This is a genomic window from Paenibacillus radicis (ex Xue et al. 2023), from assembly GCF_024722015.1.
In the GTDB taxonomy this organism is placed as follows: Bacteria; Bacillota; Bacilli; order Paenibacillales; family NBRC-103111; genus Paenibacillus_S.
This window is the reverse complement of sequence record NZ_JANQBD010000015.1, coordinates 91,570-104,160: the sequence shown is the minus strand read 5'-3', so window position 1 is coordinate 104,160 and position 12,591 is coordinate 91,570. Positions and strand designations below refer to the sequence as shown.

Below are 12,591 nucleotides of genomic sequence, written 5' to 3'. Positions count from 1 at the left end.
TCACCCCCTTAATAAAGGCTCTCGCCCGTTGTTTTTTTGCTTAACATATTCCCGATGACGATCAGGAGTAAACCTACAATAGATTTAAAAAGCCCAACCGCAGTTGTGTAGCTGTATTGTTGGCCTAGCAAGCCGGCCTTGTACACATACGTATCTAAAATTTCCCCATTATTGATATTTAAAGGATTCAAGAAAACATATACGCGTTCGAAGCCTAGATCAAGGAACTTACCAATATGAAGCAGGAACAAAATCATAATAGTAGGCATTAAGGAAGGCAATGTAATAGAAATCGTCTGCCGCCAGCGGCTAGCCCCGTCAACTTCAGCAGCTTCATACAAATCCGGATTAATACCAGCCAAAGCAGCCAAGTAAATAATAGTACCATAGCCAGAATCTCTCCAAATACCAGAACCAATCAATACGGAACGAATGTAGGATTCTTCACCAAGGAAATAAACAGGGTCATAACCCAGCCAGCTGATGAAGTGATTCACAATTCCTGTTGAAGGGGACAAAATACCGATTGCAATCCCACTTACGATAACCCAGGACAAGAAATGCGGCATATAAACGACCGTTTGCAAAACCCGCTTGTACAGTACCAGTCTCAGTTCATTCAGCAGAAGAGCTAAAACGATCGGAGCAGGGAAACCTAACACTAAATCGTACAAACCTAGAAGTAAAGTATTATTCAAAATATTAATGAAATCATAATGCGCGAACATTCTTTGAAAATGCTCAAGTCCAACCCATTTACTACCGAAAACCCCTTGAAAAATATTGTAATCTTGAAATGCGATAATGGAGCCAAAAAGCGGGACATACTTGAAAATAATAAAATAGATAATCCCTGGCAAAGAAATCAAATAGAGCGCTCTATATTTCCACATAAAGCTTAGAAAGCTCTTTTTCGTTATTGACTTGTAGCTTACTTGATCAGATGCCTGCACTTTACTAGCCATTGAATGGCCTCCTTCTTAAATAATGTCGCTTACCTTATTTGGTTAGTCTTATCCTAACCTTATAAAAGCGATCCAACAATGGATTCCCTTTTTCACTACTTGTGTTTTTTTTAGGTCACCGGTCAAATTTCGACAAATACACATACAGAGCTCCCCTGTTTTGTTTTTAATATGCTATAGTATGGGTTAGCAAAGTTTACTAATAACAAATCAAGAATTAGAGAATACTTGCGCAGTAATTTTTAGGAGGACCCTATCATGACATTTTCAGGCTTTACACAAACCGACTTTGATGTATTTACCATCCCTGGACTTGAGGCACGAATGGAAGGTATTCAAGGACATATTCAACCGAAATTTAAAGAGCTGGGCCAAGAGCTCTGTGACGAAGCCGCTATGCTGGCAGGCAATGAAATGTTTCTGCATATTGCCAAGCATGCTCGCCGCAAAGTAAACGCTCCAGTGGATACATGGATGGCTGTATGCGATAATAAACGCGGCTATAAGCAGCATCCTCACTTTCAGGTTGGACTTTTCGATGACCGGGTATTTATATGGCTTGCTCTAATCTACGAGCTTCCCAATAAGCAAAACATTGCTCAACGATACTTGAACAACCTGAAGCAATTCCGAAGCAGCATCCCTAAGCAATACGTATTATCCTTCGACCATATGAAGAAAGACGCTATTGCTTTACAAGAGTTAAACGATCAACAATTAACTGAGGCGCTTTGCAGGTTCCGGGATGTTAAAAAAGCAGAGCTGCTTATTGGTCTTAACCTTGACTCCTCCAATCCCGTGCTCACTGACGGCGAAGCTTTTGTCAAGCTTGCCAAAGAGACGGTTACATCATTGATGCCGTTGTACAAAATGGCTTGCCAGGCCTAAAAAATTAATCCAATTCTAAGGTTTTCTTAAAGTGCCTTTAAGCTTGTATGCATACGCTAGAAATGGTTAAGTCTCGAACTAACCATAAATTTAGGGAAAGGTGGTGTAAGTTATGAAAAGTTTGTCTCCCAAAAGAGTCATCGTTACCAGCCTCGCGCTTGCCCTCATGTTGGGCGGAAGCGTACTTTATGCGAATCGACAGCCAGCATTAGCCGATCCAGCTGACAATGCTGCGTTATTGCAACCAGCCCCGCAGGATAAGCAGGAGAAGAAGCAAGTCAAAGAAGGCCGCGGCAAGGAAGCCAAAGGACACTTCAATAAGCACATGCCGATTATCGATGAAGCCTCTGTTATATTAGGGATCGATAAGGACACTCTAAAAACTGCTTTAAAGGAAAAAACTCTAGTCGATATTGCAAAAGAAAAAGGGATATCCGAAGCTGATCTAATAGCCAAGCTCAAGGCTGCCCGCAATCAAAAGATCGATGAAGCGGTGCAAGCTGGCAAGCTCGCTGCGGATAAAGCAGAGAAAATCAAAGCAGGCATGGAAAAGCATTTGAAGTTTATGGTTAACCATAAAGACTTAGACTTTTCCCACAAGCACGGCAAAAATCACAAATCGATGATGCCTGCACCCGATAAGTTATCTGCGCTGCTTGGCATCACCGAAGATGAGCTGCATACTCAGCTCAAAGAGGGCAAATCTTTAACCGAAATTGCTCAAGCCAAAGGAATCAGCAAGGATCAGCTCATCGAAAAAATTAAGAACGAAATGACGCCATGGATCGAAAAAATGGCCGATCATAAAAAAGAGTCCGCTTCCAACAAGCAGAAATCTAAGTAATGAGAACATATACTACACTAGGATAGACGTATCGCAATTCCATCAAAGGGATAACGTTTATCCGAGGTTGGTCGATAATACTTAACTGCCAAATACTGCCGTCCTTATCATAAGGGCGGCCTTTTTTTCATACTATGGTCCTGGTCCCAGCCTTATCTCAACCGTTTCATAAATTTTCTCACTATTTCACACAATCGTCATATTATTCATTTATAATGGAGAAAAGAATCGAAACGTCCAGGAGGCCCACTTATGAAACGCCCTATTTTTACTAAGCATTCTTCAATTTTTGTACTTGGTGCGGTTGTATTGATTTCCTGCAGCTTTCTATTAGCACCTGCTCCCGCTCGCTCTTCAGAGTCTTTGAATATCATAGCCGCAACATCCTCCTCACTTAATAATGCTCAGAACGGTAAGGAATTGTATGAAATGAACTGTTTATCTTGTCATGCAGCGGAAGGGAAGGGAATCGATAAATACCCTTCTTTAGTAAGTGATCACGCGAAAAATAAGCTTTCAACTTATGATAAAGCATTCGAGTTTATCTCCCGCAATATGCCTCAAAATGCTCCCGGATCATTGCGAGAGGATGATTATAAAGCAATTACCAATTACATTCTTTCGTTAAACGGTATTCCTACCGGATTTAATGACATAGAAGGTCACTGGGCCCAGAAGGAAATCAACGAATTATTCGATAAAAAATTTATTGACGGCTATATAGATAAGCAGGCCGGAACTATGTCTTTCAAACCAAATCAGAACATAACCCGTGCCGAGTTTATTCGCTATTTAGTTAAAGCCAAGGAGCTGTTCTTGTCCAACAGCACGGATTCAGAGTTCAAAGACATTGCAGATACTAACAAGGATAAGGTTTACATCATAACAGCAGTGGAATACGGTTTAATTAACGGTTATCCCGATCAGACATTTAGACCTATGAACAGTATCACAAGAGCCGAAATCGCAACCATCCTTTCCCGAAGTGAAATGCTGAAGGCCTCCTCAACGAGCTCATTCACTGATGTTGCGGCCGATTATTGGGCTGGTGATGCAATCCGTGCTGTACAGCAGGCTCATTTGTTTAATGGCTACGAGGATGGTTCTTTCCGTCCTGATTTTAAATTGACGCGAAGTGAAGCTGTGGCCGTCATTTATCGTTTGATCCATCCTGTCTCATGACATTCCTTATATCCTGCAGATTTAACTGCTCAACGAGAAAATCCGCCGAAAGCTCCAAATACGAGCCCGGCGGATTTTTATTTTTAATACGTCCCGATTTTGAGCTTCAAGACAGCTAAGATATATAAGACATCTTCCGTTATCTGGCAAGCGCTCTTTGTTCCCCATCTGCCGATATAAAACGGTATAGCAGATATAGAGCTCCAAGCGATAAGGCGGCCCCAATGTAAAAAGGAAGCTGCAGGCTGTACTGATATACTCCTACACCTAGCAAAGGTCCCGTGATTCTTCCCAAGCTATCCATGGAGGAGCTGAGTCCTGAAGCTACACCTTGCCCTACTTTGGTTTTCTGGGTAATTAATGAAGTAACACAAGGCCGGATCAAGGCATTTCCTGCCGCGAACACGGATAAGTATACGGATGCAGTAAACAAGCTTGATGAAAAAATAATGAGGATAAACCCTAGCGCCGATAATACCAACCCGTAACCAATAACCTTCGCCTCATCACCCTTTTTAATAAAACGTCTAACTACACCACCCTGAATCAAGGCACCTACAATGCCGCTAACTCCAAACATAATACCTAGCTCCAGTGAAGTGGCATGAATCATATCTTTCTCAAACAGAAGCAGCGTTGCTTCTAATCCGGCTAATGTAAAGGATACGAAAAAAGAAAGCACATATAAATATTTAACCGATCCGACAAAGGCCGACCAACGTGATGTTTTGTTCTGGCTGTGCCCGCGGCGCTTCTCAACGCTCAAAGATTCAGGAAGCATGATCAAAGCGAACACAAAAGTACAAAAGGCCAAACCCGCAGCTGCGAAGAAGGGTACTTGATAGCCCCATTGACTCAGTATACCTCCAACAGCCGGTCCGAATATAAATCCGAGTCCGATCGACATCCCTACCAGACCCATACCTTTCGTACGGTTCTCTTCCGTTGTAATATCGGCAACATAAGCTACAGCACAAGCCGTGGCAGCGCCGGAGAACAAACCTCCAAGAATACGTGAGACGTACATAAGCAGCAGGCTCTCACCTGAGATTCCGAATAAGAAGAAGCTGACACTAAAACCTAAGGCTCCGATTATTATTAGCGGCCTTCTGCCAATTCGGTCCGAAATACTCCCCCAAACAGGTGACATCAGGAAAGATGCCAATGAATAGACCGACAAAAGCATACCTAGATGAAAGCTGCTTGCACCTGATCCCGAAATAGCGTCGGGCAGCACCGGAATAATGATGCCGAATCCGATAAATATCGTCATCAGCAGTACCATAATTATGGCCAGCTGTTTTTTCATAAATGATTCCAGACCTCCCGATCAATTGTTATCCAGCATCTTGGTGAACATGCTGCTCTATCGTATCATAACTTTTTTCATCATGGAAACAAATCAGGAGAAGATTAACAAAATGGACAAACCCCGACCCCTTATCAGCCCTACTTTTGACAAAAATGATAATAATAACGGTTCCTGCGACAAATACTGAGAAAACTTAACATAACGTTTAATAAAAACCGCTTGCAACGTTGTCAGATTATCGTTACTATGAATTAGATTTGGAGTTTTTATATTATAAGAAAGGTAGGGATGACAGTGGATCATCAACGTACGCCCCTATTCTCCGCTCTAAAAGAGCATGCAGCACGCAATCCGGTTCAATTCCATATTCCAGGCCATAAAAAAGGAGTCGGGATGGATCCGGAATACCGCCACTTTATTGGCGATAATGCCCTATCCATCGACCTTATTAATATAGCACCTCTGGATGACCTTCATCAACCGACCGGAGTCATTGAAGAAGCACAGCAGCTGGCTGCCGATGCATTTGGAGCCGATTATACATTTTTCTCCGTTCAAGGTACCAGCGGTGCCATTATGACAATGATCCTAACCGTATGCTCTGAAGGCGATAAAATTATCGTGCCTCGTAATATTCACAAATCTGTCATGGCTGCAATCATTTTTGCTGGAGCCAAGCCGGTGTTCATTTCACCAGTACGAGATGCCAATCTTGGAATCGACCATGGAATAACGACTCGCTCCGTCAAACGTGCTCTGGAGAGACATCCGGACGCCAAAGCAGTGCTGGTTATTAATCCGACCTATTACGGCGTATGTGCCAATCTGAAGGAAATTGTCGAGCTGGTACATAGCTACAATATGCCTGTATTGGTTGATGAGGCACATGGTGTTCTCATCCATTTCAGCGACAAGCTGCCGATTTCCGCTATGGAAGCAGGAGCAGATATGGCAGCGACCAGTGTACATAAGCTTGGGGGCTCCATGACGCAAAGCTCCGTGCTTAATGTAAAGGCAGGCCGCATCAATGCCGGACGGGTGAAAACGATCATCAGTATGCTGACCACTACGTCCACGTCCTATATTCTGCTCGCTTCACTTGACACATCACGCCGTCACTTGGCATTAAACGGGGCACAAATGGCAGAGCAAGCCATAGAATTAGCTCAATTCGCCCGCAAGGCTATCAATGAAATTCCCGGCTTAAGCTGCTTCGGGGAAGAGATTCTCGGTACCGAAGCGACCTTTGATTACGATCCTACCAAAGTGAATATTCATGTCCGGCACCTTGGCATTACAGGATACGATGCAGAAAATTGGCTTCGTGAGCATTACAATATCGAAGTTGAGCTTAGCGATATGTATAATATACTCTGTCTCATTACGCCTGGGGATACACATGAAAATGTGGACACGCTGCTCAATGCGCTTCGCGAGCTTTCCAGTCAAAATTACAATGTCCGACCTGCTACTGATTTGGTTATTAAGGTTCCGAAAATTCCGCAGCTGACGCTTACTCCGCGGGATGCTTTCTACGGTGACACCGAGGTTATTCCGTTCAAGGAATCCGCGGACCGGATCATCGCTGAATTTATTTATGTTTATCCCCCTGGTATTCCCATTCTATTGCCTGGGGAAGTTATCTCACAGGACCTGATCGACTACATCACTGAGCATGTTGAAGTAGGTCTGCCGGTCAAAGGTCCAGAAGACCGCAGTATTGAAAATGTAAAAGTTATCGTGGAAACGAACGCTATTTTCTAAAGCAGCATTTGTCCACCCCAAAAAAGGGAATAAGCCTGCATTCGTATGCAGCCGCTTATTCCCTTTCCTTTTTCCCTATCAATCCACTAGGATTATATACGGCTTTCCAGCCATTCAATGACATCGGCCACAGCATGTTCATCATGATGCTTACAGGTGCGATTTGAGACGTTCAGAAGCGACTGATGGGCATTTGCAACAGCGATGCCAACCCCTGCTCTTCTCAGCATTTCCAAATCATTGAGATGATCACCCATCGCTATGCAATTGGTTCGCTCTATCCCAGTGAGCTCCATGAGATGTTCCAGAGCATGTCCCTTGGTGGCATTTGCCGGCAAAATCTCAAAATACTTATCATCGGAACGAACCCAGGTAATATCGGCTACCTGTTCGGATTCGGCGTAAGCTTCAACCTCATCCAACAGCTCGGGCTCCCATGCAAGCAGAACCTTGTACCAAGGTTCTTTAATTTCATTAAATCCATCCTGCTGCAGAGGTCTTGTGAAGCCTTCCATCTTCCGATGGTGCTCCGTAATTCGGTTCTCTCTTATAAAATATGGCTCTTCTCCGCAATAAATCTCTACAGCGAGCTGAGGGAATTGTTTCATTAGCCGTTCTAAAACCGGACGTACCGAGTCACCTAATGTCCGATGCCATACATTCTCACCTTTTATAAAATCATGAATAACTGCCCCATTATATAGAATAGCAGGTGCACCAATCGGAAGCTGATCAGCAAACCTCTTAGCCGAAGATGCGATCCTCCCCGTAGCCAGTGTAAATAAGCCCCCCTGCTCAACAAACCGTTCAATTGCATTCAGATTCTCTTTGCTGATTGTTTTACCGCTGCTAAGCAATGTTCCATCCATATCCGTAACTAACATCGTACCTTGAAACCTTTTTGAATTCATCTTTTCCTCTCCTCTGATTGTCATATTGTCAAATGTATACGCTTAATGCTATGATGTTCATGGCATCCCATGGGATGAAAACCTTTCCAGTCCATTTACAGGCAGGTGTGTCGACATGGCTCAAAGCGCTTATATTAAATTTGTAGAAGGCTCCGCAATACCTTCATTAACGCTCGAAGAACTAAAGGATCAGCTGCTGCATTATAAGGAGCAATTGAATCTTACCGGCAAGCAATTGGGATGGGATTACGAAGACGCTGGATTTCCGTATACGATAGAAGCAAAACCGGAGGCGGAAGGCAAGTGGTTTTATCTCAAAGGAAAAGATCAGCTGTATAAATACATTGTCATGGGTACGGGCAATGATCAAGTTGGCGATAAGAGCCGACACTACGTGCAGGTCGTCCTTCCTGACGATAGTACCCATGGCGATAAAGCCAAGGGCAACGAGTTTTGCAAATATCTGGCCAAGCTTTGGAAGGCCGAACTCCATTTGTTCAACGGACGCATTATGTATTTCAACCCACGTAAATAGCAAGTCGTTCACTACAAAAACCGTTTTGCCGGCTAACAGGCAAAGCGGTTTTCTTTCTTTAATTATGTATAACAACAAACCCCTTCCTGTCCACACAAGAAGGGGTTTGTTCTTGCCTATTCCGTTTCTTGTTCCTCTACAATTTGATTGTAGATTTTCACAACTCGTTCCCATTCTTCTTCATCTTCGATACTGGCCAAGAATGCATCTTCATCCTCTTCTTCGATTCTGAAGATTACACCGTCAGCCTCAGGATCGTTGCGGTCCAATAAAACAGCATACGGTTGATCGTTAGCCTCGAAAGTGTATACCATTACCATTTCGTGCTCTACACCGTCTTTATCGGTAACTATAAAAATATCATCTTCGTGGTCATGATCGCAGGATTCATCATGAATATGATCGCTCATGGGAAAACCTCATTTCGTGTAAATTAGTCATCCCTCGTATCGTATCATGTTCCCTCATGCAGGTCAAACCTAAGCTGCACAACCTATAAGCTCTCATTTACTTCGATGTAATTACTTTTTGTGATACTGTAGTATAATCCCCATCATCATCAACCTTAATGGAGAACTTGACCTTATAATTGCCTGCTTCACTAAAGGTAAATCCAGTAAACGGCCAAGGATACCAGAAGTTTTCCTTCTCTCCGTCTACAATTTCTTCCTTAAAAGCACTCTGTTTACCACTTGGTGATTCAATCGATATTTTAAATGAATGAAAAGGTGTGTTTAAGCTATCCACCTGAGCAAATACTGCAAAATCCATTCGAGTTCCCTTTACTACAGCTCCAAATGGGGTTTGAATTGAATAGTCATCTTTCACTTTCTCTGCTACGAACATATGAACATTAGGCTTGTAGACAGATACGGTTTTGGAACCATTATCCCATTTTACAAGTGATTGAAGCGAATCCGCCAACGTACGAACAGGCATTATCGCATTTCCCTTAATTAAAAAAGCAGGCGTTTCGCTGTCCGAGTATTGCTTTTCAACACCATTAATAAGCAATTTGACTTTACCAAATCCCTCGTAGTCGCCCCACATCGAACTGGCAAATGCCCCCGTCGCACCAAAAAGCGAAAGTGATAGCACTAGAGTTAGCAATCGTGGCACTTTCATTCTGTAACCTCCATCGTGACTTGTACTTGTATTCTATTATTTTATACTCCGGATGTTGGCAAGAGTTGCGCTCGTTTCCTAAAAATCACAAAAATATTTTCATCCGTAAACCTAGATATAGTACCTAATTAATAAGTTAAGCAATTACACTACAAAATATGCCAAGCTTCGCTAGATTTCAATAATAGTCGCTCCCTTTGCTTGGATTCTGCCATTCGGAACAACCGCTCTTTCGGCCTCATTATCAATATGGTGAAAAATAACACAAAATGCATAAAATATCGATAAAATTTGACGAAATGTGTCAAAACTATCTTGAATTATTTGCTCAAACCATGATAGATTGATAAAGATATGTACGCGCTATGGAACCATGAGTGGAGGATCGTACGTGAGCTTGCAAATCCAAATGATTGGCACAGGAAGTGCCTTTTCCAAAAAATTTTACAACAACAATGCATTGGTTTTTTGCAATGGTTTCACATTATTGATTGATTGTGGAGCGACAGCACCGCGTGCACTATATGAACTTAATATCCCACTGACTAACATTGACGGTATCTTAATTACCCATATTCATGCCGATCATGTAGGTGGTATGGAAGAATTCGCGTTTCGCCTTCACTATGCTCACAACAAGCATCGCATGAAGCTGTTTGTTCCATCTACTCTGCTCTATTCTTTATGGAACCATTCATTACGAGGGGGCTTGGAAAATAAAGCTGAAGGTTTGTTGCAATTGGAAGATTATTTTGAAGTTATTATATTGGAAGAAGCTGTTACCAAAAAGCTTTCACCCAATCTAACAGTTGAACTGATTCCTTCCACGCACATTCCTGAGAAACCCAGCTATTCTCTGCTGCTTAATGAAAAGGTTTTTTACAGCTCCGATGCCAAGTTTGATGAAAAACTGTTGATTGATCTTCACACAAAGGGTCGCTGTGATTACATCCTGCATGATTGCCAGTTTGCAACACCCGGTATTGTTCATGCTTGTCTCGATGAGTTATTGACTTTACCCGAATCTATTCAAGAGAAAGTAATGCTGATGCATTATGACGACAAAGTGGACCAATACATAGGAATGACTGGGAAAATGACCTTCATGAAACAATATACATTATATGATTTCCCATAAAAACCTATCCTCGGATGAGGATGGGTTTTTCCCAGTAACAATTTGAGAAAACTTGCACAGCTGTTTAGATACATTTAATTGAAAACGTTTACTGAAAGAAATATAAAAACAATTTTATACAAAATTTACTGTCTTTTCTACTGAATGCAGCAGGATTTAGTATGAATATAGAGAATTCCATTAATATCCTTTCATCTCTACAATTTGAGTAAGGAGTTTGAAAGCATGAGCTATAACTGGATCTTATTCGTATATACAACTGTTGTCTGTGCATCTTCCATCCTTTTCGACCAAACCTCAAGCCCGGTTTTGCTAAGCATTATTGCAATCTTGTACGTAATCATCCATTTTGCGGAGAAGCGGATTGCTGCCGCCACAGCTTTTCAGATGAGTCTTTTGATTGCCTTTCATTTGTATAGTCAAATGGATTGGTGTCTCCCACTCTACTTAGCACAAATGGGCAAGCAGTTTTATAAAATTCGCAATATTAACTCGGCCTCAGCAGTAAGCCTGCTCTATACCATTACATATGCGTTAATTTCATTTACTTATATGCCTTATTCAATCTATGGAATGATTACCATTTTGTTCAGTTCTTTTAGCTGCCTCATATTCACTATTCTTTTTTACCGTTACATTCATGTCATGGAAGATCAGACCCAATTGCTGGACAACGAAAAGAAGCATCTCAGCACTCATGATGCCCTAACCGGTTTATGCAACTATGAGGAGTGCCATCGGCAGCTAGCCCAATTAGTAGCTGCTCGCAAATCAATCGTGTTGGTATTAATTGATTGCAAGGACCTCAAATCCTTGAATACAACAAATGGCTTTATTGGAGTCAATCGAATTTTAAAACAAGCCGCACAGCAGCTGCGTATGATGTTTCCTAAGGCATTAATCATCAGTCGATACGGCGGCGATGAATTTGCTATTGTACTTGAATCCACCGATTCTATACAAGCAATGAATACAATGTCCGAGCAATTCGCTCTGGATTTCCCCAAACTGACCGGTATTGATATTAATTACGGGATGGCATTTTATCCGAACGATGGTTTATCCAAGGACGATCTAATCTTTATTGCAGAACGAAATCTATATACAATGAAGAGAGAATCCTGGCTTAAACGCGAGGAGCATATGCTGCGCTCAGAAAAGCTGCGTGTTGTGGGCGAGCTCGCTTCTGGTATGGCTCATGAAATTCGTAATCCGCTGACTACAGTCAAAGGTTTTTTACAGCTTTCCAAAGCGGATAATTTCAATATAGGCCCCTGGTACGAATTAATTATGGATGAAATCACAAGAATGAGCATGCTGACTGCTGAATTTCTTCAGTTCTCCAAACCTCATGCTACTAAATTCAAAGTCCATCCGATCGAGCCCTGCATTCAACGTGTTATATCTCTACTTGACTCCGAGTCGGGACGTCTTGGCCATCAAATTCATTTTAATGCAGAACCGGCGCCATTCCATATGCTGATGGATCAGGATAAGATGCTTCAACTGCTGCTGAACTTAATCAAAAACTCTTTTGAGGCGATGTCTGACCAAGGAAGCGTGAGCATTCAATTATATTCTAGTGATAAACATGCAGTTATTGAAATAGCCGATACTGGAAGCGGTATCCCGGAGGCGGAGCTCGATAAAATTTTTCTTCCCTTTTATACAACGAAAGATTCGGGAACAGGTCTGGGGTTATCGATTTGTCATAAAATAGTTCAAGATCATGAAGGAACTATGGAAGTCGAAAGTGAGTTAGACAAAGGAACGAAATTTATTATTACGGTCCCCTTGGTTTTTCCAGAAGATCAGCATGATCTTCTTCAAGTCCAAGAAGCAAAAACCTCTTCCTTTTAAAAGTTTTAAACAAACAACCTTTCACAATTTGCATGTGAAAGGTTGTTTGTTTGTGTTCCTTCAAATT

General features: G+C 42.1%; 12 protein-coding genes. 7 read left to right on the top strand and 5 right to left on the bottom strand.

The features are described 5' to 3' along the window. Positions 1 to 8: 8 nt before the first annotated feature. Positions 9 to 965, bottom strand: coding sequence for an ABC transporter permease (locus NV381_RS20420; RefSeq protein WP_258215128.1), 957 nt, complete (start codon positions 963 to 965; stop codon positions 9 to 11). A 258-nt stretch (positions 966 to 1,223) separates the two neighbouring features. Between NV381_RS20420 and NV381_RS20415 the strand changes: the two genes are divergently transcribed. From NV381_RS20415 to NV381_RS20405, 3 genes are all read left to right on the top strand, one after another. Then, the gene (locus tag NV381_RS20415) at positions 1,224 to 1,853 is read left to right on the top strand and encodes a YktB family protein (protein ID WP_258215127.1); all 630 of its coding nucleotides are present in this window, start codon (positions 1,224 to 1,226) and stop codon (positions 1,851 to 1,853) included. Positions 1,854 to 1,965: 112 nt separating this feature from the next. After that, entirely contained in the window at positions 1,966 to 2,697 is a 732-nt protein-coding gene (locus tag NV381_RS20410) for a hypothetical protein (protein ID WP_258215126.1), read from the top strand. 252 nt (positions 2,698 to 2,949) lie between these two features. After that, complete coding sequence (locus tag NV381_RS20405; RefSeq protein ID WP_258215125.1) at positions 2,950 to 3,879, top strand: S-layer homology domain-containing protein; 930 nt, start codon at positions 2,950 to 2,952, stop codon at positions 3,877 to 3,879. Between the two features lie 139 nt (positions 3,880 to 4,018). On the opposite strand, the gene NV381_RS20400 is transcribed toward NV381_RS20405, so the two are convergent. Then, the gene (locus NV381_RS20400) at positions 4,019 to 5,188 is read right to left on the bottom strand and encodes an MFS transporter (RefSeq protein WP_258215124.1); all 1,170 of its coding nucleotides are present in this window, start codon (positions 5,186 to 5,188) and stop codon (positions 4,019 to 4,021) included. 291 nt (positions 5,189 to 5,479) lie between these two features. On the opposite strand from NV381_RS20400, the gene NV381_RS20395 reads away from it, so the two are divergent. Continuing rightward, on the top strand, positions 5,480 to 6,955 hold the full coding sequence (locus NV381_RS20395; RefSeq protein WP_258215123.1) for an aminotransferase class I/II-fold pyridoxal phosphate-dependent enzyme: 1,476 nt from the start codon (positions 5,480 to 5,482) through the stop codon (positions 6,953 to 6,955). Between the two features lie 92 nt (positions 6,956 to 7,047). Here the strand turns inward: NV381_RS20395 and NV381_RS20390 are convergent, their stop codons facing one another. After that, positions 7,048 to 7,866, bottom strand: coding sequence for a Cof-type HAD-IIB family hydrolase (locus tag NV381_RS20390; protein ID WP_258215122.1), 819 nt, complete (start codon positions 7,864 to 7,866; stop codon positions 7,048 to 7,050). Positions 7,867 to 7,981: 115 nt separating this feature from the next. Between NV381_RS20390 and NV381_RS20385 the strand changes: the two genes are divergently transcribed. Further along, positions 7,982 to 8,401 (top strand): DUF1885 family protein, encoded by a 420-nt coding sequence (locus tag NV381_RS20385; RefSeq protein ID WP_258215121.1) that lies wholly within the window; start codon positions 7,982 to 7,984, stop codon positions 8,399 to 8,401. 116 nt (positions 8,402 to 8,517) lie between these two features. Here the strand turns inward: NV381_RS20385 and NV381_RS20380 are convergent, their stop codons facing one another. Beyond that, positions 8,518 to 8,811 (bottom strand): DUF1292 domain-containing protein, encoded by a 294-nt coding sequence (locus NV381_RS20380; RefSeq protein WP_258215120.1) that lies wholly within the window; start codon positions 8,809 to 8,811, stop codon positions 8,518 to 8,520. 97 nt (positions 8,812 to 8,908) lie between these two features. Further along, the gene (locus NV381_RS20375; protein WP_258215119.1) at positions 8,909 to 9,526 is read right to left on the bottom strand and encodes a copper amine oxidase N-terminal domain-containing protein; all 618 of its coding nucleotides are present in this window, start codon (positions 9,524 to 9,526) and stop codon (positions 8,909 to 8,911) included. A gap of 391 nt (positions 9,527 to 9,917) precedes the next feature. On the opposite strand from NV381_RS20375, the gene NV381_RS20370 reads away from it, so the two are divergent. Beyond that, entirely contained in the window at positions 9,918 to 10,664 is a 747-nt protein-coding gene (locus NV381_RS20370) for an MBL fold metallo-hydrolase (protein ID WP_258215118.1), read from the top strand. Between the two features lie 225 nt (positions 10,665 to 10,889). Further along, on the top strand, positions 10,890 to 12,524 hold the full coding sequence (locus NV381_RS20365) for an ATP-binding protein (RefSeq protein ID WP_258215117.1): 1,635 nt from the start codon (positions 10,890 to 10,892) through the stop codon (positions 12,522 to 12,524). The last annotated feature ends 67 nt before the right edge of the window (positions 12,525 to 12,591 follow it).

Coding starts and splice junctions, on each gene's coding strand:
- NV381_RS20420 (WP_258215128.1), bottom strand. CDS start 965: ATGGCTAGTAAAGTGCAGGCATCTGATCAAGTAAGCTACAAGTCAATA.
- NV381_RS20415 (WP_258215127.1), top strand. CDS start 1,224: ATGACATTTTCAGGCTTTACACAAACCGACTTTGATGTATTTACCATC.
- NV381_RS20410 (WP_258215126.1), top strand. CDS start 1,966: ATGAAAAGTTTGTCTCCCAAAAGAGTCATCGTTACCAGCCTCGCGCTT.
- NV381_RS20405 (WP_258215125.1), top strand. CDS start 2,950: ATGAAACGCCCTATTTTTACTAAGCATTCTTCAATTTTTGTACTTGGT.
- NV381_RS20400 (WP_258215124.1), bottom strand. CDS start 5,188: ATGAAAAAACAGCTGGCCATAATTATGGTACTGCTGATGACGATATTT.
- NV381_RS20395 (WP_258215123.1), top strand. CDS start 5,480: ATGACAGTGGATCATCAACGTACGCCCCTATTCTCCGCTCTAAAAGAG.
- NV381_RS20390 (WP_258215122.1), bottom strand. CDS start 7,866: ATGAATTCAAAAAGGTTTCAAGGTACGATGTTAGTTACGGATATGGAT.
- NV381_RS20385 (WP_258215121.1), top strand. CDS start 7,982: ATGGCTCAAAGCGCTTATATTAAATTTGTAGAAGGCTCCGCAATACCT.
- NV381_RS20380 (WP_258215120.1), bottom strand. CDS start 8,811: ATGAGCGATCATATTCATGATGAATCCTGCGATCATGACCACGAAGAT.
- NV381_RS20375 (WP_258215119.1), bottom strand. CDS start 9,526: ATGAAAGTGCCACGATTGCTAACTCTAGTGCTATCACTTTCGCTTTTT.
- NV381_RS20365 (WP_258215117.1), top strand. CDS start 10,890: ATGAGCTATAACTGGATCTTATTCGTATATACAACTGTTGTCTGTGCA.